The 19458-nt window shown below is 56.5% G+C and carries 17 protein-coding genes; 12 read left to right on the top strand and 5 right to left on the bottom strand.

The genetic code is table 11. The features are described from left to right. Positions 1-136 precede the first annotated feature (136 nt). From ansP to E0E17_RS01560, 3 genes are all read left to right on the top strand, one after another. Positions 137-1636, top strand: coding sequence for an L-asparagine permease (gene ansP, locus E0E17_RS01570; RefSeq protein WP_130830978.1), 1500 nt, complete (start codon positions 137-139; stop codon positions 1634-1636). A 140-nt stretch (positions 1637-1776) separates the two neighbouring features. Then, a complete protein-coding gene (gene nudK, locus E0E17_RS01565) occupies positions 1777-2355 on the top strand; it encodes a GDP-mannose pyrophosphatase NudK (protein WP_130830977.1) in 579 nt (192 codons plus the stop codon). 666 nt (positions 2356-3021) lie between these two features. Beyond that, the gene (locus E0E17_RS01560; protein WP_130830976.1) at positions 3022-4092 is read left to right on the top strand and encodes a DUF1176 domain-containing protein; all 1071 of its coding nucleotides are present in this window, start codon (positions 3022-3024) and stop codon (positions 4090-4092) included. Here E0E17_RS01560 and ampH read toward each other — a convergent pair. The 3 genes from ampH to tal form a co-directional block, all read right to left on the bottom strand. Further along, complete coding sequence (gene ampH, locus E0E17_RS01555) at positions 4089-5258, bottom strand: D-alanyl-D-alanine-carboxypeptidase/endopeptidase AmpH (RefSeq protein WP_130830975.1); 1170 nt, start codon at positions 5256-5258, stop codon at positions 4089-4091. The two genes, E0E17_RS01560 and ampH, sit on opposite strands and share 4 nt — an antisense overlap. Before the next feature lie 145 nt (positions 5259-5403). Then, a complete protein-coding gene (tkt, locus tag E0E17_RS01550) occupies positions 5404-7404 on the bottom strand; it encodes a transketolase (protein WP_130830974.1) in 2001 nt (666 codons plus the stop codon). Between the two features lie 63 nt (positions 7405-7467). Continuing rightward, positions 7468-8418 (bottom strand): transaldolase, encoded by a 951-nt coding sequence (gene tal / locus E0E17_RS01545; RefSeq protein ID WP_130830973.1) that lies wholly within the window; start codon positions 8416-8418, stop codon positions 7468-7470. A 409-nt stretch (positions 8419-8827) separates the two neighbouring features. On the opposite strand from tal, the gene maeB reads away from it, so the two are divergent. Next, on the top strand, positions 8828-11107 hold the full coding sequence (gene maeB, locus E0E17_RS01540; protein WP_130830972.1) for an NADP-dependent oxaloacetate-decarboxylating malate dehydrogenase: 2280 nt from the start codon (positions 8828-8830) through the stop codon (positions 11105-11107). Positions 11108-11122: 15 nt separating this feature from the next. On the opposite strand, the gene hemF is transcribed toward maeB, so the two are convergent. Then, positions 11123-12031, bottom strand: coding sequence for an oxygen-dependent coproporphyrinogen oxidase (gene hemF, locus E0E17_RS01535; RefSeq protein ID WP_130830971.1), 909 nt, complete (start codon positions 12029-12031; stop codon positions 11123-11125). 174 nt (positions 12032-12205) lie between these two features. Here hemF and E0E17_RS01530 point away from each other — a divergent pair, with 174 nt between their 5' ends. The 8 genes from E0E17_RS01530 (at position 12206) to cysM (ending at position 18822) form a co-directional block, all read left to right on the top strand. Next, entirely contained in the window at positions 12206-12631 is a 426-nt protein-coding gene (locus E0E17_RS01530) for a GNAT family acetyltransferase (RefSeq protein ID WP_130830970.1), read from the top strand. A gap of 21 nt (positions 12632-12652) precedes the next feature. Further along, positions 12653-13111 (top strand): DUF2919 domain-containing protein, encoded by a 459-nt coding sequence (locus E0E17_RS01525; protein ID WP_130830969.1) that lies wholly within the window; start codon positions 12653-12655, stop codon positions 13109-13111. Between the two features lie 64 nt (positions 13112-13175). Continuing rightward, the gene (locus E0E17_RS01520) at positions 13176-13784 is read left to right on the top strand and encodes an RpoE-regulated lipoprotein (protein WP_130830968.1); all 609 of its coding nucleotides are present in this window, start codon (positions 13176-13178) and stop codon (positions 13782-13784) included. 271 nt (positions 13785-14055) lie between these two features. Further along, positions 14056-15072, top strand: a complete 1017-nt coding sequence (locus tag E0E17_RS01515; RefSeq protein WP_130830967.1) for a sulfate ABC transporter substrate-binding protein — start codon at positions 14056-14058, stop codon at positions 15070-15072. Continuing rightward, positions 15072-15905 carry a sulfate/thiosulfate ABC transporter permease CysT gene (gene cysT, locus E0E17_RS01510; protein WP_130830966.1) on the top strand — a complete coding sequence of 278 codons (834 nt, stop codon included), beginning with the start codon at positions 15072-15074 and terminating at the stop codon, positions 15903-15905. Before E0E17_RS01515 ends, cysT begins: the two co-directional genes overlap by 1 nt. Then, entirely contained in the window at positions 15905-16777 is an 873-nt protein-coding gene (cysW, locus tag E0E17_RS01505; protein ID WP_130830965.1) for a sulfate/thiosulfate ABC transporter permease CysW, read from the top strand. Before cysT ends, cysW begins: the two co-directional genes overlap by 1 nt. After that, complete coding sequence (gene cysA, locus E0E17_RS01500) at positions 16767-17855, top strand: sulfate/thiosulfate ABC transporter ATP-binding protein CysA (protein ID WP_130830964.1); 1089 nt, start codon at positions 16767-16769, stop codon at positions 17853-17855. Before cysW ends, cysA begins: the two co-directional genes overlap by 11 nt. An 85-nt stretch (positions 17856-17940) precedes the next feature. Then, positions 17941-18822 (top strand): cysteine synthase CysM, encoded by an 882-nt coding sequence (gene cysM, locus E0E17_RS01495; protein WP_130830963.1) that lies wholly within the window; start codon positions 17941-17943, stop codon positions 18820-18822. A gap of 108 nt (positions 18823-18930) precedes the next feature. Here cysM and crr read toward each other — a convergent pair whose 3' ends face one another. Continuing rightward, positions 18931-19434, bottom strand: coding sequence for a PTS glucose transporter subunit IIA (gene crr / locus E0E17_RS01490; protein ID WP_130830962.1), 504 nt, complete (start codon positions 19432-19434; stop codon positions 18931-18933). Between the last annotated feature and the right edge of the window lie 24 nt (positions 19435-19458).

Raw genomic sequence — 19458 nt, 5'->3', positions numbered from 1 at the left:
AGGTAGGATTCTTCGCCAGAAATTTCTTCATCTGCATGTTTAATAACGCTCAGTTTGAAACTTTTCACGCCATTTCACACGGGGGTGCGCAACCGCCCGATCGCCGTGTCTGATGGTCAGGACAAACAGGAAACCTATGAAATCTACTAATAAATCTTCAGCTGAAATGCGTGCTGCAAAAAGGCGCTGGCTGAACTCACACGATAGTGGTTACCACAAAGCGATGGGTAATCGTCAGGTGCAGATGATTGCGATTGGCGGCGCCATCGGTACGGGGCTGTTTCTGGGCGCCGGTGGCCGCCTGCAGGCCGCCGGACCGGCGCTGGCGCTGGTCTATCTGGTCTGTGGCATCTTTTCATTCTTTATCCTGCGCGCGCTGGGCGAGCTGGTGCTGCATCGTCCTTCCAGCGGCAACTTTGTTTCTTATGCCCGTGAGTTTCTCGGCGAGAAGGCCTCCTATGTGGCGGGCTGGATGTATTTCGTCAACTGGGCGATGACCGGCATCGTCGATATCACCGCAGTGGCGCTTTATATGCACTACTGGGGCGCTTTTGGCGATGTACCTCAGTGGGTTTTCGCGCTGGCGGCGCTGGCGATTGTCGGCACCATGAACATGATCGGCGTAAAGTGGTTCGCGGAGATGGAGTTCTGGTTTGCGCTGGTTAAAGTGCTGGCGATTGTGGTGTTCCTGGTGGTCGGCGTGGTGTTTCTCGGCACCGGCAAGCCGCTGGACGGTAATGCCACCGGTTTTCACCTGATTACCGATAACGGGGGATTGTTCCCGCATGGCCTGTTACCGGCGCTGGTGCTGATCCAGGGTGTCGTGTTTGCGTTTGCTTCGATTGAACTGGTCGGCACGGCGGCGGGGGAGTGCAAAGATCCGGAAACCATGCTGCCCAAGGCGATCAACAGCGTTATCTGGCGTATCGCGCTGTTCTATGTCGGATCGGTGGTTCTGCTGGTGATGCTGCTGCCATGGAATGCCTATCAGGCGGGACAGAGTCCCTTTGTCACCTTCTTTTCAAAACTGGGCGTCCCTTATATTGGCAGCATCATGAATATTGTGGTGCTCAGCGCGGCGCTCTCCAGTCTGAACTCCGGTCTCTACTCAACGGGACGTATTCTGCGTTCAATGTCGATGGGGGGATCGGCACCGAAGTTCATGTCGAAAATGAGCTCCCATAAGGTGCCCTGGGCGGGCATTCTGGCGACCATTGGCGTCTACGTGATTGGCGTAATGCTGAACTATTATGTGCCGTCGCAGGTGTTTGAGATTGTGCTGAATATCGCTTCGCTGGGCATTATCTCCTCCTGGGGCTTTATCGTGGTCTGCCAGATGCGCCTGCGTAAGGCGATAAAAGAGGGCAAGGCGGACGATGTCAGCTTTAAGCTGCCCGGCGCGCCTTTTACCTCCTGGCTGACGCTGCTGTTCCTGCTGAGTGTGCTGGTGCTGATGGCGTTTGATTACCCTAACGGCACTTACACCATCGCCTCTATTCCGCTGCTCGCGGTGCTGCTGGTGCTGGGCTGGTTTGGCGTGCGGAAACGCGTTCATGCCGTCGCGCAAACCGAGCACGATCATCTGCAGCAGGCAGAAGCGCAGCCCGGCAAACTGGCGGAAGAGAAGCCGCAGTAAGTTTCCTGAGAAATAAAAAAGCCAGCAATGCTGGCTTTTTTACTGCGCGCCAGCAGTACCCCATCACAGCAATTCAGATAGTTTTCTTACCCGCTTCGACCTATTATCACGGGTTCCGTAAAATTTGCTGTGGAGCCGCTATGTCTATGAATATCAAAGTTATCAAAAACAAGTTGCTGTCGGATAACTGGTTCGTTCTGCGCAACTACACCTACGAAATCACAACGCAACGCGGTGAAGTGCTGCGTCACAAGCGCGAAGTCTACGATCGCGGGAATGGCGCAACTATCCTGCTCTATAACCGGGAGAAGAACAGCGTGGTGCTGACGCGTCAGTTCCGCATGGCGACCTGGGTAAACGGCAACGACAGCGGAATGCTGATTGAGGCCTGTGCAGGGCTGCTGGATGATGATTCGCCGGAAGACTGTATCCGCAAAGAGGCGATAGAAGAGACCGGTTACGCGGTAGGCACGGTGGAAAAATTGTATGAAGCCTATATGTCGCCCGGCGGCGTGACCGAACTGATTCACTTTTTTGCCGCTGAATATAACGAATCATTGCGCGACAACGCGGGCGGTGGCGTTGAGGATGAAGATATCGACGTGCTGGAGATCCCCTTTCCCGAGGCGCTGGCAATGGTAAAAGATGGCCGCATCCGCGACGGTAAAACCATTATGCTGCTGCAACATGCGCAGCTGGCGGGCTGGCTGCAGGCCTGATGCAGGCACCATCGGCTGGCAAGCGCACTCCGCGTGCTCTGCTGCGTGCGTCACAGGGTAATAACGTCGGGCGGCTTTCTGGCAATCGCCATTTCTGTTCGGCGTTTCATTCATGCGCTGCGAAACAATCATTCATATTCACTGACCCCGCGGCTGTTGCCCGGAATAGCCCTTATTTCACTTCTGCTCAGAATCGCACTGCTGTGAAATAAAAAACCGGATGGCGAATAATAAAAGGATACTCCGCAGGCAGGTATTTCCGTGGCGGCAATAAAAAGATGGGTTTAGGCTTTCCTTGCAATGAATAAATTTAATTGCATTTATTTGTGAAATAAATCACAAAATAAAGCGGTGCAGCACAATTATCTCTGTGCACATCGCTTGTATATGCAGGGGGACATTTACTGTAGCATGACCGTTTATGCCCGTTTCTGTGGATTTGACAGAATAGTGACGTGGGTTATTTGTCCGATAAATCTGATTGAGCGCTGCACAGGCGGGCATGATGATTATGCTCTATGCTTCATCCTTCACGCTAAGTCGCGTTATTGTCGTGGCCTCTGACGTAAAACGTACTTTTCGCCAGGTGTAACATTTACAGTTAAATCAGCGACCTGCGGTTACGCTATTATCGCCGCTCTATAAATTTGGGGACCGATTTTTTTAATGTCGTACTGGATGAAATCGCTGCTGTTAATGCCTTTTCTCTCTATTGCCTGCGCATCTGCAGAGCCACTACAAAAGTCATTTTCTGACTGGCAGGTGACCTGTAATAACGCAGCTTATTGCGTGGCGCGCAATATTCCCGGAGACAACGGGCTGGTGATGACCCTTTCACGGCATGCGGGTGTTAATGATCGCCCTTTACTACGTATCGATTACGGCAGCGCCTGGCGCGGTAAGCTGTCGGGTGGCGCGCTGAAGGATAATCTTTTGATTGACCAGCAGCGGCTGAAGCCCGATCTCAAGCACTGGCAGGTTGAACCGCATCATCTCGCCACCAGCAATCCGATCGCCATTGCCGAATTCCTTGCGCTGGTGATGGATGCTGACAATCTTCAGCTGACGTTTAATCCGCAGGCGATGATTTCGCTGCACGGCTTAAAAGCGGCCCTGCTGCTGGTTGATGATGTCCAGGGCAGGGTGAACGGCATGAGCGCCTGGATCAAACGGGGCGAACGGGCGGAGTGGGACGTGCCGCCACCGCCGCCATTGCCGCGACCGGCGCTGCCTGCTGCGCCGCCGCTCCCGTTAACCCGTGAGGAAACCAGTGGTCTGCTCGATTTCGGCACCTGGCGCGTGAATGCAGAAAATTGTTCACTGGATCCGATGCGGCGTGAAGTGAGCGTGGCTCCCCTGACCGACCACAAAGCGTTACTGCTGATCAGCTGCGAAATGGGGGCCTATAACGTCATTGATCTGGCTTATGAGGTCACGCGCAGCCAGCCTTACGTGGCGCGCGGTATGTCACTGACGCTGCCGTTCACGCCGCCCTTACGCAGCGATCGCCAGCTGGAATTAATTAATGCCGATTATGATGCCGCCAGCGGGCAGCTCTATACCTTTAACAAAGGTCGTGGGCTGGGGGATTGCGGCTCGGCGTCGCGCTGGCAGTTTAACGGAAAAGAATTTGAGCTGGCGGAGTATGCGGAGGAGTCCACCTGCGATGGCTGGCACAGCAGCGAAGAGTGGCCCACCCTGTGGGTGAGCCAGTTGCCGCAAGCGCCCGGACGTTAACGGCTTGCCTGTACCATCATGGCGGAACCGTTCTGGTTGGCTACCAGTTCCGCCAGCAAATCATTGACGCCATCGCTCATGGCCTTAAAGCGCGTCAGGTCTGTACGGGTGACCACCACAAAGACGCCGACATTGTGCTGCGGCACCATCGCCATATAGGTAATAAAGCCGCCACCGCCGCCCGTTTTCTGGATAATACCGGGACGACCATTTTTTGGTGCCAGCCAGACCCAGCCCATCCCGATCGCATCGGCTTTGCCGGGCACATCCATACCTTCCACTTTTGTCAGCTGTTCGCGACGATAGATCAGCGTTTGCAGACGATCCACCTGCGCACTGCGCTGGTTAACGGCGGAATTGAGAAACTGCTGCATCCAGCGGCCCATATCCTCTGGCGTAGAGTAGACGCCGCCGCTGCCAATGGCTGCCAGCGTGTTATTGCACGGGCTGGCGCCTTTTTCCGGCACCATCAGACGTCGGCACTGTTCCGGCGAAGGGGTAAAGGTGGTGTCCTTCATGCCCAGCGGACGCGTAATCAATTGCTGAAGCAGCGCAGGGTAGGGTAGACCCGCCGCGCGTGACAGCGCGTCGCCCAGCAGGTCGTAACCGAGGTTAGAGTAAGAGGCGCGTACCCCTGGCGGCGTGGTCAGGCTGGCATGGGAAAGCCATTGCCAGCGCTGGCTGCGCTCTGGCCAGACAAAGACCGGACGATGGGGTTTACCGCCCGGCTGCTCGCGCGGCAGGCCGCTGGTATGGGTTGCAAGATTAATCAGGCGAATCGGCTGCCCGGCGTAAGTCGGCACCTTCATGCCCGGCGGGGCATATTTGCTCAGCGGATCGTCCAGCTTAATCACCCCTTTTTCCGCCAGCTTTACCATCACTTCACTGGTCATCAGCTTGCTGAGGGAGGCGATGCGCACCAGAGAATCTTTCTGCGGACGTACGTTGTTGCCCGGTCGTGTCTCGCCAAAGCTGGTGAAAACACGCTGATCGCCATCGATGGCGACCATAGCCATCCCGGTCGCGCCGCTACCATAAAAAATATGTTCGGCATAGCGATCGACAATTTGCGATGACAACAGCGGATCAGGGACGATTTGCGCCATGCTCTTTATGGGCAGCAGGGAAATCATTAAGGTCAGTAACCAGGGCGTACGCTTTTTCAACAGGGGAGAGTCCGCAATTTAATCCGAAAGAAGCCTATAGTAATCAGTTTGCGGCAAGCGGGAAGAGGGGAAAGCGAATTTTTTTCTGTGACAGGCCTGGAAAACAAACTGGCCCTTCCTGATACGCCGGAAAGGGCCAAAAGTATTAATGTGGCTTCAGTAACGCTTCCGCATGGCTGACGATATTTTCGACCGTAAAGCCAAACTCAGCGAAGAGTTTATCTGCCGGAGCTGATTCACCAAAGGTGGTCATGCCGACGATCGCGCCATCCAGTCCAACATACTTGTACCAGTAATCAGCGATGCCCGCTTCCACTGCCACACGCGCTTTTACCGTGGAAGGCAGCACCGATTCACGGTAAGCCGCTTCCTGCTTATCAAACACATCCGTACAGGGCAGCGACACGACGCGTACGCGGTGACCGTTGCGGCTCAGTTTTTCCGCCGCACCGAGCGTAATCTCCACTTCGGAACCGGTGGCGATCAGAATCACCTCGGGCGTGCCGTCGCAATCTTTCAGCACATAGCCGCCACGGGCAATATTTTCCAGCTGCGCTTTGCTGCGCTCTGGCTGTACCAGATTCTGACGTGACAGAATCAGCGCGGTCGGGCCGTGGTGACGTTCAACGGCAGCTTTCCAGGCAACCGCAGTTTCAACCTGGTCGCAGGGACGCCAGACGCTCATGTTCGGCGTAATGCGCAGGCTGGCGAGCTGCTCAACCGGCTGGTGCGTCGGGCCATCTTCGCCCAGACCGATGGAGTCATGGGTGTACACCATGATCTGACGCGCCTTCATCAATGCTGCCATACGGGCGGCGTTGCGCGCATACTCGACAAACATCAGGAAGGTTGCGGTATAGGGGACAAAGCCGCCGTGATGAGCGATGCCGTTGGCGATGGCGGTCATACCAAATTCACGTACGCCGTAGTGAATATAGTTACCGTCAGCTTCTTCTTTGATCGGTTTCGAACCGGACCAGATGGTCAGGTTACTGGGTGCCAGGTCGGCGGAGCCGCCGAGGAACTCCGGCAGCAGTTTACCGTAGCACTCCAGCGCATTTTGCGACGCCTTACGACTGGCGATTTTTTGCGGGTTCGCCTGCAACTGCTCAATGAACTTCTGCGCTTCCGCTTCCCAGTTGCCTGGCATTTCGCCATTCATGCGCCGCTGATACTCCTGCGCCAGTTCCGGGAACGCCTGCTGATAAGCCGCCAGCTTCTCATTCCAGGCCTTCTCACGCCCGGCTCCCGTTTCGCGCGCATCCCACTGCTGATAAATCTCCTGCGGCACTTCAAACGGCGGGTAGTTCCAGCCCAGTTGTTTACGGGTCAACGCAATCTCTTCATCGCCCAGCGGCGCGCCGTGCGCCTCTTCTTTGCCCGCTTTGTTCGGCGAACCAAAGCCAATCACCGTACGACAGATAATCAGTGAAGGTTTATCCGTGACGCTCTGCGCTTCACGGATCGCGCTGGCAATCGCTTCAGCGTCGTGGCCGTCGATTTCGCCTACGACGTGCCAGTTATAAGCTTCAAAGCGTTTATGCGTATCATCGGTAAACCAGCCTTCGGTTTCACCGTCAATGGAAATACCGTTATGGTCATAGAAGCCGATCAGTTTACCCAGTCCCAGCGTACCGGCCAGCGAGCAGACCTCGTGAGAGATCCCTTCCATCAGGCAGCCGTCGCCCATGAAAACATAGGTAAAATGATCGACGATATCATGACCGGGGCGGTTAAACTGCGCTGCCAGCGTCCGCTCGGCAATCGCCAGTCCCACCGCATTGGCCAGGCCCTGGCCCAGCGGGCCGGTGGTGGTTTCCACGCCAGGGGTGTAACCGATCTCCGGATGACCCGGTGTTTTGGAATGCAGCTGGCGGAAGTTTTTCAACTCCTCAATCGGCAAATCGTAGCCGGTCAGATGCAGCAGGCTGTAAAGCAGCATGGAACCGTGACCGTTAGAAAGAATAAAGCGATCGCGGTCGAGCCAGGCTGGATTGGTGGGGTTATGCTTCAGGAAGTCGCGCCACAGCACTTCGGCGATATCCGCCATGCCCATAGGCGCGCCGGGATGGCCTGATTTTGCTTTTTGTACCGCGTCCATGCTCAGGGCACGAATCGCATTTGCCAACTCTCTGCGTGAAGACATAGATTTCTCCCTCTGGATTGGAGATAAGCGGGCGGGAATCCGCCCGACGTAAGAAAACGGGGATTACAGTTTGGCCGCCAGCACATCTTCCAGCTTCTGCTGGTCAACGGCGAACTGACGGATACCTTCGGCCAGTTTTTCTACTGCCATGGCATCCTGGTTATGTTCCCAACGGAATTCCGCTTCGCTGAGCGGCGAAGGCTGGTGGAACGCCTCGGTTGACGGCTCCAGCTTGCGTTCTACCGGCGCGTCGCTGGATTGCAGCTCCTGCAGCAGGTTGGGGGAGAGGGTCAGGCGATCGCAGCCCGCCAGCGCCAGAATCTGTTCCACTTTACGGAAGCTGGCGCCCATGATGATGGTTTCATAACGGTGCTTTTTGTAATAGTCGTAGATACGACGTACCGATTTCACGCCCGGATCTTCATCCGCCACGTAGGGATCAAGCGGTTTACGGCTGTTATACCAGTCATAAATACGTCCCACAAAGGGCGAAATCAGGAATACTCCCGCTTCAGCACAGGCGCGCGCCTGGGCAAAGGAGAACAGCAGCGTCAGGTTACAGTGGATGCCATTTTTCTCCAGCTCTTCCGCCGCGCGAATGCCTTCCCAGGTGGAGGCGAGTTTGATCAGAATACGCGAACGGTCAACGCCGTTCTCTTCATACAGACGCACCAGCTTTTCCGCTTTGGTCACGCACATACCGCGATCAAAGGAGAGACGCGCATCCACTTCAGTCGAAACACGACCCGGGACGCTTTTCAGAATCTCCATGCCGAGGTTAATCGCCACTTTGTCGCTGGCGTTGATGATTTGAGTCTCTTTGCTGCCGCCCTGCTTTTTCGCATATTCGATGGCGTCATCAATCAGATGCTTGTAGGCATCAAGTCCAGCCGCTTTCAGGATGAGAGAAGGGTTGGTTGTGGCATCTTCCGGGTGGTAGTGGCGAATGGATTCGATATCGCCGCTGTCCGCCACCACGGTGGTGAACTGTTTTAATGCGTCTAGCTGGTTCATCTCTGGACTCCTTGATAAGCAATCGATAAGGCAAAAGATTTACACCCCAGGCGTATCGCCCTGTTTTGTGCCCTTTGCGGTGGATGCAGGTCAAACACATTGCAACACCCGCTTTCATATGAAAATGCGTATTCTCTGATTGTTGCGGGTCTTTCTGGACAACCGGTGGTTGCATCATTACACCCGGTCCGGGCTGCGGCAAAGGTGTAACAGAGCGAATGTTGCCGTGCAGATGACGCCGGGATGAACTTTATGCCATCTCTAAGCATAGCAGCCTCACAAAAAGGCGTTGCTGCCGCGCGCAGAATCTCTGCGCGCCGGGAATAAGGTTCTTTGAACTGCTCAGCATCCTTTCTGCGGTACGGGTTTTATACTGGATGGTGAATTTTTCGCCAATAAAGGAATTCCCATGGACGATCAACTGAAGCAGAGCGCTCTCGACTTTCATCAGTATCCTGTGCCCGGAAAAATCCAGGTCTCGCCCACCAAGCCTCTTGCCACCCAGCGCGATCTGGCGCTGGCCTATTCACCAGGCGTGGCTGCGCCCTGTCTGGAAATCGCCGCAGATCCGCTGGCGGCGCATAAATATACCGCGCGGGGCAATCTGGTGGCGGTGATCTCCAACGGCACAGCGGTGCTGGGCTTAGGCAATATCGGCGCGCTGGCCGGTAAGCCGGTGATGGAAGGCAAAGGGGTGCTGTTCAAAAAGTTTGCCGGTATCGACGTGTTTGATATTGAAATTGATGAACAGGATCCCGATCGGCTGATTGAGGTGATCGCGGCGCTGGAGCCGACGTTCGGCGGCATCAACCTGGAGGATATCAAAGCCCCGGAGTGCTTTTATATTGAGGAGCAACTGCGTGCGCGCATGCATATTCCGGTGTTTCATGATGATCAGCACGGCACGGCGATCATCTGTACCGCCGCGGTGCTGAACGGCCTGAAGGTCGTGAAGAAGCGCATTGCGGATGTCCGGCTGGTGGTCTCGGGGGCAGGTGCCTCTGCCATCGCCTGTATGAACCTGCTGGTGGCGCTCGGCATGGCGAAGCACAACATTGTGGTTTGCGACTCGAAGGGAGTGATCTACCGCGGGCGCGAAGAGCCGATGGCAGTCACCAAAGCGGCCTACGCCGTGGAGGATAACGGCAAGCGCACCCTGGACGAGGTGATCAACGGGGCGGATATCTTTCTCGGCTGTTCTGGCCCCCGGGTGCTGACGGCGGAGATGGTGAAAAAAATGGCACCCTCGCCGCTGATCCTGGCGCTGGCCAATCCGGAACCGGAGATTATGCCGCCGCTGGCGAAAGCGGTGCGTCCCGACGCCATTATCTGTACCGGACGCTCCGATTTTCCCAATCAGGTGAATAACGTGCTCTGCTTCCCGTTTATTTTCCGTGGTGCGCTGGATGTCGGGGCCACAGCAATTAATGAAGCGATGAAACTGGCGGCTGTTGAGGCGATAGCGGAACTGGCGCAGGCGGAACAGAGCGATGTGGTCGCCTCCGCCTATGACGATCAGGAGCTCTCTTTTGGGGCGGAATACCTGATTCCGAAACCTTTCGATCCGCGGCTGATTGTGCAGATCGCGCCTGCGGTGGCGCGCGCGGCGATGCAGTCGGGCGTCGCTACCCGTCCCATCAGTGACTTTGATGCTTACCGCGAGCGGCTGACGGAATTCGTCTACAAAACCAATCTGTTTATGAAGCCGATCTTTTCGCAGGCGCGTAAGGCGCCGAAGCGTGTAGTACTGGCGGAAGGGGAGGAGGTGCGCGTGCTGCACGCCACCCAGGAGCTGATCTCACTCGGTCTGGCGCGGCCGATTCTGATTGGGCGTCCGAACGTGATTGCGATGCGCCTGCAGAAACAGGGGCTGAAAATCGAGGCGGGCAAAGATTTTGATGTGGTGAACAACGAATCTGACCCGCGCTTTAAAGCCTACTGGAGCGAATATTACCAGCTGATGAAGCGGCGCGGCGTGACGCCGGAACAGGCGCAGCGGGCGGTGATCGGCAATCCGACCCTGATCGGTGCCATTATGGTACATCGTGGCGAGGCGGATGCGTTGATCTGCGGTACGGTGGGCGACTACCGTGAGCATTATGAGGTGGTGGAAAAAGTGTTCGGCTTCCGCGAAGGGATCAAAGTGGCGGGGGCGATGAACGCGCTGCTGTTGCCGAGCGGCAACACCTTTATTGCGGACACTTACGTCAATGAGGATCCTGGCCCGGAGCAGCTGGCGGAGATCACCTTAATGGCGGCGGAAACCGTGCGTCGCTTCGGCATTGAGCCGAAAGTGGCGCTGCTTTCGCACTCCAGCTTTGGCTCTTCCAACGCGCCCGGCGCGCGTAAAATGCGCGAGACGCTGGCGCTGGTGCAGCAGCGGGCGCCGGATCTGGAAATCGATGGCGAGATGCATGGCGATGCGGCGCTGCAGGAGAGTATTCGCCGGGAGCAGATGCCGGACAGTCCGCTGAAAGGCACCGCCAACCTGTTGATCATGCCGAATGTCGAGGCGGCACGCATCAGCTACAACCTGCTGCGCGTCTCCAGCTCCGAAGGAGTGACCGTGGGACCGGTACTGATGGGGATCGGGAAACCGGTGCATGTGCTGACGCGGGTGGCATCGGTGCGGCGTATTGTGAATATGGTGGCGCTGGCGGTGGTGGAGGCGCAAACGCAGCCGCTGTAAGCGGCTGCGTCAGGCTTAAATCCAGGCTTTCACCGGCAGGAAGTCGGTATAGAGTGCCGCTTCCGGTGAGCCAGGCGCGGGATGATAATCATATTCCCAGCGCACCAGCGGCGGCATTGACATCAGGATCGATTCGGTGCGGCCGCCGGTCTGCAGGCCGAACAGCGTGCCGCGATCCCACACCAGATTAAACTCTACGTAGCGTCCACGACGATAGAGCTGGAACTGGCGCTCGCGTTCGCCCCAGGGGTAATCTTTACGCCGCGCCACAATCGGCAGATAAGCGTCCAGGAAGCCCTGGCCCACCGCCTGGGTAAAGGCGAAGCAGTGGTCGAAATCGGGGGTATTCAGATCGTCAAAAAACAGCCCGCCAATGCCGCGCTGTTCATCGCGATGCCGCAGATAGAAATAGTCGTCGCACCACTGTTTGTAGCGCGGATAAAGCTCTTCACCAAAGGGCTGGCAGAGATCGAACGCCGTTTGATGCCAGTGTACGGCATCTTCATGAAAGCCATAAAACGGCGTCATGTCGAAGCCGCCGCCAAACCACCATACCGCATCGGCTCCGGGTTTCTCAGCAATAAAAAAGCGCACGTTGGCATGGCTGGTAGGCACATACGGGTTTTCAGGATGGATCACCAGCGAAACGCCCATCGCTTCAAAACTGCGTCCGGCCAGCTCAGGCCGGTGCGCGGTCGCCGAGGCGGGCATCTGGTCGCCATGAACATGGGAAAAATTCACGCCTGCCTGCTCGAAAACAGCGCCGTTGCGCAGCACGCGGCTGCGTCCGCCGCCGCCGCCGGTGCGTTGCCAGCTGTCTTCAGCAAAACTCGCCTGGCCATCAGCCGCGGCCAGCTGTTCACAAAGGGTATCCTGCAGCGTCAGCAAAAAGGTTTTGACGCGGGAAATATCGGGAGTGCTCATAAGTCTCTCATCCGTCACGTTTGCGACAAGTATACCTGAGCGTGCGCCGGCTGTGACGATCCTGTTGCTGCGCGCTGCGCGTCACTTTTTTCCGCTGCGGGCAATGAGGAGGGTTGCGCCGGGAAAAGAATACGTGATAATCAGCAAATTGTGCTTAACCGCTGGGTGATGACGATGGAAATTCGTGCTTTCCGCCAGGAAGATTTTGAAGAAGTGATCACGCTCTGGGAGCGTTGCGATCTGTTGCGGCCATGGAACGATCCGGAAATGGATATTGAGCGTAAGCTGAATCACGATCCCGATCTTTTCCTGGTGGCCGTCGTCGGTGGGGAAATTGTCGGTACGTTAATGGGGGGCTACGATGGCCATCGCGGCTCCGTCTACTATCTCGGCGTTCATCCCGACTATCGCGGACGCGGTTTCGCCAATGCGCTGATGAACCGGCTGGAGAAAAAGCTGATTGCGCGCGGCTGCCCGAAAATTAATCTGGTGGTGCGCGAAGAGAATGATGCCGTGCTCGGCTTCTATGAAAAGCTTGATTACGAGATCGGCGACTCAGTGCTGATGGGTAAACGTCTGATTGAAGATCGTGAATATTAAGCCTGCGTGCGCAGGACAGCCATGATGGCGCTGAAATACCTTCCTGATGATTATGATCAGCGGGGGCAACTGCGCCTGCCGCTGCTCTTCTGGTTTATCCTGCTGCTGCAGGCGCGTACCTGGCTGCTGCTGCTGATGGCCGGCGCTTCCCGTCAGCAGGGTAACGATCTGCTGGCTCTGTTTTATCCGGATCGGCAGAGTTTCTGGCTCGGGCTGGCGTTGGGTGTGCCTGCCGCGATTGGGTTGTTGCTCACCGGCTATCGCCAGCGCTGGCCGCGGCTCTGGCAGCACTGGCGTCATGTTCTTATGGCATCGCTGCTGATCGCACTGATCGGGCAGGGTGCGCAGTTGACGCAGGAGGCGTTGCAGGCGTCACCTGTGCCGCTGCTGTTTAGCCTGTTCGATCTGCTGGCGCTCGGCTGGTTGCACTATAACCAGCGGCTGTGTGACTGTTTTCTGCCTGACGATCATCAGCTGTAAACTTTTTGCCGCATTGGGACTCCAACCTGATTCGCTCGTCTGCACTTTGTTAACAGGAGTTTTCATGAAAGCTGTTCGTCCCGCGCTCTTTATCGCCGCCACGCTGCTGGCAGGCTGCGCCAGTTCCGGTTCTGACTCTGCAAGTCAGGGCAGCTGGTGGAATCCCTTCAGTAAAATCTCCTGGTCGGCCATGGCACCCTGGAACTGGTTCGGTTCTTCACTGGAAGTGTCGGAGCAGGGCGTCGGCGGGCTGAATGGCAGCACAGCCATGACGCAGCAGGCGATCGATGAGGGTCTGAATGGCGACTATAAGCTGCGACAGGGGATGCGCGGTGATAACGGCCAGGTGATCAGCTTCTGGCAGGCGCTGCAGGATGATGAGGTAAAACTGGTTATCTCGGGTCAGAGCAGCGTGGAACGTATTGAGGTGATGGACAGCGCGATTGCCAGCGCCAGCGGCGTGCATGTCGGCAGCCGCTTCAGTGACACCTACAGCAAAGCCTTCAATAACTGTCAGAAAGCGGCCGCCAGCAACGAGGTGGAATGTAAAGCGCCCGACAGCCAGCATATCCGGTATCTCTACAGTGGCGAATGGCGCGGGCCTGAAGGGCTGATGCCGCCGGACGATACGCTGAAAAACTGGACGCTGAGTAAAATTATCTGGCAGCGCTGATTCCGCACGCGCTGCGGATTAAGGCAGGGGAGGGGCAGCGTCTCTCCCTTTCACGCCCCTTCCTTTTCGCACCCTGTATCTGCCTGCGGTTTACGCCCGGGCGTTACGATTTTTGCATTTTCATCTTCTGCATAAACACTTGCGCGGGCTTATGCCTTTTTCGACTTTGAAATCAACAAACGATATATAAAACCGTTACAGCTTTTCCCTGAGTTATAAATAAACTGGTCGGACGGCTGGTGTGAGTCGGATCAATATTTCAGGGTGCATAATGACTTTTCCCGCAATAAAAAAAATCGTAAGCGGTGTGGCGTTCTCACTGGTAATAGCGAATGCCGCACAGGCAACGCAGTTACTTAACAGCTCTTATGATGTTTCACGCGAGCTGTTTGTGGCTCTGAACACACCTTTTGAAAAACAGTGGAATGCCAGCCATCCAGGCGACAAACTCACTATCAAACAATCACACGCGGGCTCCTCAAAGCAGGCGCTGGCGATCCTGCAGGGCCTGCGCGCTGATGTGGTGACCTATAACCAGGTCACAGACGTCCAGGTGCTGCACGATAAAGGGAAGCTGATCCCCGCAGACTGGCAGGCGCGTCTGCCCAATAACAGCTCGCCTTTCTACTCCACCATGGCGTTTCTGGTGCGTAAAGGTAACCCGAAAAACATCCACGACTGGGCAGATTTGACCCGCAATGATGTGAAACTGATTTTCCCGAACCCGAAAACCTCCGGTAATGCCCGTTATACCTATCTGGCTGCCTGGGGCGCAGCGGATAAAGCGGATGGCGGCGATAAGGCAAAAACCGAAGCCTTTATGACCAAATTCCTGAAAAACGTCGAAGTGTTTGATACCGGCGGCCGTGGCGCTACCACCACTTTCGTGGAGCGTAATCTGGGTGATGTGCTGATCAGCTTTGAATCGGAAGTGAACAATATCCGTAACCAGTACGGTAAAGATGATTATGAAGTGATCGTGCCGAAAACCAACATTCTGGCGGAGTTCCCGGTGGCCTGGATCGACAAAAACGTCGAGCATAACGGCACCACCGAGGCGGCCAAAACCTATCTGAACTACCTCTACACGCCGGAAGCGCAGACCATCATCACCGATTTTTACTATCGCGTGAATAATCCGCAGTTGATGGAGAAACTGCAGGATCGCTTCCCGCAGACTGAGCTGTTCCGTGTTGAAGAGGCGTTCGGCGGCTGGGAAGCAGCGATGAAAACCCATTTCGCCAGCGGCGGCGAGCTGGATAAATTGTTAGCAGCGGGGCGTGGCTAATGTTTGCGCGCAGCCATAAGCGTGTTCTGCCCGGCTTTGGTTTAAGTCTGGGCACCAGCCTGCTGTTTACCTGCCTGATTCTGCTGTTGCCGATCAGTGCACTGATCATGCAGCTGTCGAACATGACGCTGGCACAGTACTGGGAAGTGATCTCCCATCCGCAGCTGGTGGCAGCCTATAAGGTCACGCTGCTGGCGGCGGGGGTGGCCTCGCTGTTCAATGCAGTGTTTGGCATGCTGATGGCGTGGATCCTGACGCGTTACCGTTTTCCCGGGCGTACGCTGCTGGATGGCCTGATGGATCTGCCGTTCGCACTGCCCACCGCGGTGGCAGGCCTGACCCTGGCGGGCCTGTTTTCCACTAGCGGCTGGTACGGTCAATGGCTGGCGCATTTTGATATTAAAGTTTCCTACACCTGGATCGGCATCGCGGTAGCGATGGCTTTTACCAGCATTCCCTTTGTGGTACGTACCGTACAGCCGGTGCTGGAAGAGCTGGGGCCGGAATATGAAGAGGCCGCGCAGACGCTGGGCGCAACGCCCTGGCAGAGCTTCCGCCGCGTCGTATTGCCGGAGGTGGCTCCGGCGCTGCTGGCGGGTACGGCACTCTCCTTTACCCGCAGCCTGGGCGAATTTGGCGCGGTGATCTTTATCGCCGGCAACATTGCCTGGAAAACGGAAGTCACCTCACTGATGATTTTTGTCCGTCTGCAGGAATTTGATTATCCGGCAGCCAGTGCGATTGCCTCGGTCATTCTTGTCGCATCGCTGCTGTTGCTGTTCGCAATTAACACCTTACAGAGCCGCTTTGGCCGTCGTCTGGGAGGTCACTAATGGCGGAAGTATCGCAACTGAACATTGAGCGTCAGCCGTTTAACTGGGGCAAATGGCTGCTGATTGGTACCGGTGCGCTGGTCTCCATCCTGCTGCTGGTGGTCCCGATGATTTCGATCTTCTGGGAAGCCCTGCATCAGGGCCTGGGGCTTGCCCTGAGCAACCTGTTTGAGCCCGATATGCTGCACGCTATCTGGCTGACGGTGCTGGTAGCGCTGATTACCGTGCCGGTTAACCTGGTCTTCGGTACGCTGCTCGCCTGGCTGGTGACGCGTTTTAATTTTCCGGGCCGTCAGCTGTTGCTCACGCTGTTTGATATTCCGTTTGCCGTCTCGCCAGTGGTAGCGGGTCTGATGTATCTGCTGTTCTGGGGCGTCAACGGGCCGGCCGGCAGCTGGCTGGATGCGCACAATATCCAGATTATGTTTTCCTGGCCCGGTATGGCGCTGGCCACCATCTTTGTCACCTGTCCGTTTGTGGTGCGCGAACTGGTGCCAGTGATGCTTAGTCAGGGCAGCCATGAAGATGAAGCCGCGGTGCTGCTGGGCGCGTCTGGCTGGCAGATGTTCCGCCGCGTCACGTTACCCAATATTCGCTGGGCGCTGCTGTATGGCGTGGTGCTGACTAATGCCCGTACCATCGGCGAGTTTGGCGCGGTTTCCGTGGTTTCGGGCTCGATTCGCGGCGAAACCTATACCCTGCCGCTGCAGGTTGAATTACTGCATCAGGATTACAACACCGTTGGCGCCTTTACTGCCGCCGCGCTGCTGACCCTGATGGCAATTGTGACACTGTTTCTGAAAAGCGTGCTGCAGTGGCGTCTGGAAAACCAGCGCAAGCGTCTGCAACAGGAGGAAAACCATGAGCATTGAGATTAACCAGATCAACAAAGCCTTCGGCAAGACTCAGGTGTTGAACGACATCTCACTGAATATTTCTTCTGGTCAGATGGTGGCGCTGCTTGGGCCGTCCGGTTCAGGGAAAACCACGCTGCTGCGGATTATCGCCGGGCTGGAACATCAGAATAGCGGTCAGATTCGTTTCAACGGCAAAGATGTCAGCCGTCTGCATGCGCGCGACCGTCAGGTAGGCTTTGTGTTCCAGCACTATGCGCTGTTCCGCCATATGACGGTGTTCGACAATATCGCTTTTGGTCTGACCGTGCTGCCGCGGCGCGAACGCCCCTCGGCGGCGGAGATTAAAAAGCGCGTGACCCGTCTGCTGGAGATGGTGCAACTGGCGCATCTCGCTAACCGTTTTCCTGCCCAGCTGTCGGGTGGTCAGAAACAGCGTGTGGCACTGGCGCGCGCGCTGGCGGTCGAACCGCAAATCCTGTTGCTGGATGAACCTTTTGGCGCACTGGATGCGCAGGTGCGTAAAGAGCTGCGTCGCTGGCTGCGTCAGCTGCATGAAGAACTGAAATTCACCAGCGTGTTCGTTACCCACGATCAGGAAGAGGCGATGGAAGTCGCCGATCGCGTGGTGGTGATGAGTCAGGGTAATATCGAGCAGGTGGGCGCACCGGATGATGTCTGGCGCGAACCGGCGACCCGTTTTGTGCTGGAGTTTCTCGGCGAGGTTAACCGTTTCACCGGCGAAGTACACGGCTCCCATTTCCATGTCGGCGCCCATCACTGGCCGCTGGGGTATGCTTCCGCCCATCAGGGCGACGTCGATCTGTTCCTGCGCCCGTGGGAGATTGACGTCAGCCGTCAGAGCAGTCTCGAGACCCCGTTGCCGGTACAGGTACTGGAAGTCAGCCCGCGCGGCCACTTCTGGCAGCTGGTAGTGCAACCGGCAGGCTGGCAGAGTGAGCCGGTGACCGTGGTTTTTGACGGCGACCAGACTGCCCCGATCCGTGGCGAACGGCTGTTCATTGGCCTGCAGCAGGCACGCCTCTATCATGGCAATGCCATGCTGCGCCCGGTTGCCTTTGCCGAAAGCGCCTGATATTTTGACAGGATGACAAGCATTTCTTCGGGCGGGACTTTCCCGCCCGACTTTTTTGCGCCTTTTCTTACCAGGAATAAACATTGTGACGACTCTGGAACAGACAATCGGCAATACACCGCTGATTAAATTGCAGCGCCTGACGCCTGCCAATGGCAGCGAAGTCTGGCTGAAACTGGAAGGCAACAATCCCGCCGGCTCGGTGAAAGATCGTGCCGCCTGGTCGATGATTCATCAGGCGGAGCTGCGCGGTGAGATCCAGCCCGGCGATGTGCTGATTGAAGCGACCAGCGGCAACACCGGCATTGCGCTGGCGATGATTGCGGCGATGAAGGGCTATCATCTCCGGCTGCTGATGCCAGAAAACATGAGTCAGGAGCGGCAGGCCGCGATGCGCGCTTACGGCGCAGAGCTGGTGCTGGTCACCCGCGAGCAGGGGATGGAAGGCGCGCGTGAGCTGGCACAGCAGATGGCGGATCGCGGCGAAGGCAAAGTGCTCGACCAGTTTAACAACTCTGATAACCCGCTGGCACACTACCGCACCACCGGCCCGGAAATCTGGCAGCAGACGCAGGGACGGCTGACGCATTTCGTTTCCAGCATGGGCACCACGGGCACCATTACCGGGGTTGCGCAGTATCTGAAAGAACAGAGCGCGCAGGTACAGATTGTCGGTCTGCAACCCTGCGAAGGCAGCAATATTCCGGGCATCCGGCGCTGGTCGCCAGCCTGGCTACCGGGCATTTTCCGTCCTGAGCTGGTGGATACGGTAATGGATATGTCACAGCACGAGGCGGAAGAGACGATGCGGGCGCTGGCGCAGCGCGAAGGCCTGTTCTGCGGCGTCAGTTCTGGCGGCGCGGTGGCGGGCGCATTACGTATCGCGCGTGATAACCCGGGCAGTATTGTGGTGGCGATTATTTGCGACCGCGGCGATCGTTACCTTTCTACTGGCGTCTACGGTTAACGCCTGTCCATCCTGAGCTGGCCTGCGCCCGGAAGACGGGTGGCAACAGCCGGATGCGGCGCAAACAAAAACGGCACCCTGGGGTGCCGTTTCGTTTACTGTCGGGACTTACTTCTTGATACGAATGACCGGTGTTTCACCTACGGTGACCTGGCCGGAGAGTTTGATTAACTCTTTGATCTCATCCATGTTAGAGATCACTACCGGCGTCAGCGTTGATTTTGCTTTCTCTTCCAGCAGCGGCAGATCAAATTCGATCACGACATCACCTTTTTTGACCTTCTGGCCCTCTTCAGCGATGCGTTTGAAGCCTTCACCTTTCAATTCCACAGTGTCGATACCAAAGTGAACGAAGAGTTCGATACCGTTATCAGACTCGATGGAAAATGCATGATTGGTTTCGAAAATCTTGCCGATAGTACCATCCACCGGGGCAACCATTTTGTTGCCGCTGGGTTTGATAGCAATACCGTCACCCACAATTTTCTCTGCAAACACGACATCTGGTACGTCTTCAATATTCACGATTTCGCCTGACAGAGGCGCAACGATGTCAATTGTTCCGGACGCGCTCTCTGTTTTGTCGCCAAAAAGTTTAGAAAACAAACCCATGATCTTCTCCTAAGCAGTAATTTT

It is taken from the genome of [Erwinia] mediterraneensis, assembly GCF_900604315.1.
GTDB classification, from domain to species: domain Bacteria; phylum Pseudomonadota; class Gammaproteobacteria; order Enterobacterales; family Enterobacteriaceae; genus Pantoea; species Pantoea mediterraneensis_A.
Note: the sequence above shows the minus strand (reverse complement) of the source record. Positions and strands in the feature narration are given on the sequence as shown.

Excerpts from the sequence above, each read along its gene's own strand:
- ansP (WP_130830978.1), top strand. The coding sequence starts at position 137 with ATGAAATCTACTAATAAATCTTCAGCTGAAATGCGTGCTGCAAAAAGG.
- nudK (WP_130830977.1), top strand. The coding sequence starts at position 1,777 with ATGTCTATGAATATCAAAGTTATCAAAAACAAGTTGCTGTCGGATAAC.
- E0E17_RS01560 (WP_130830976.1), top strand. The coding sequence starts at position 3,022 with ATGTCGTACTGGATGAAATCGCTGCTGTTAATGCCTTTTCTCTCTATT.
- tkt (WP_130830974.1), bottom strand. The coding sequence starts at position 7,404 with ATGTCTTCACGCAGAGAGTTGGCAAATGCGATTCGTGCCCTGAGCATG.
- tal (WP_130830973.1), bottom strand. The coding sequence starts at position 8,418 with ATGAACCAGCTAGACGCATTAAAACAGTTCACCACCGTGGTGGCGGAC.
- maeB (WP_130830972.1), top strand. The coding sequence starts at position 8,828 with ATGGACGATCAACTGAAGCAGAGCGCTCTCGACTTTCATCAGTATCCT.
- hemF (WP_130830971.1), bottom strand. The coding sequence starts at position 12,031 with ATGAGCACTCCCGATATTTCCCGCGTCAAAACCTTTTTGCTGACGCTG.
- E0E17_RS01530 (WP_130830970.1), top strand. The coding sequence starts at position 12,206 with ATGGAAATTCGTGCTTTCCGCCAGGAAGATTTTGAAGAAGTGATCACG.
- E0E17_RS01525 (WP_130830969.1), top strand. The coding sequence starts at position 12,653 with ATGATGGCGCTGAAATACCTTCCTGATGATTATGATCAGCGGGGGCAA.
- E0E17_RS01520 (WP_130830968.1), top strand. The coding sequence starts at position 13,176 with ATGAAAGCTGTTCGTCCCGCGCTCTTTATCGCCGCCACGCTGCTGGCA.
- E0E17_RS01515 (WP_130830967.1), top strand. The coding sequence starts at position 14,056 with ATGACTTTTCCCGCAATAAAAAAAATCGTAAGCGGTGTGGCGTTCTCA.
- cysT (WP_130830966.1), top strand. The coding sequence starts at position 15,072 with ATGTTTGCGCGCAGCCATAAGCGTGTTCTGCCCGGCTTTGGTTTAAGT.
- cysW (WP_130830965.1), top strand. The coding sequence starts at position 15,905 with ATGGCGGAAGTATCGCAACTGAACATTGAGCGTCAGCCGTTTAACTGG.
- cysA (WP_130830964.1), top strand. The coding sequence starts at position 16,767 with ATGAGCATTGAGATTAACCAGATCAACAAAGCCTTCGGCAAGACTCAG.
- crr (WP_130830962.1), bottom strand. The coding sequence starts at position 19,434 with ATGGGTTTGTTTTCTAAACTTTTTGGCGACAAAACAGAGAGCGCGTCC.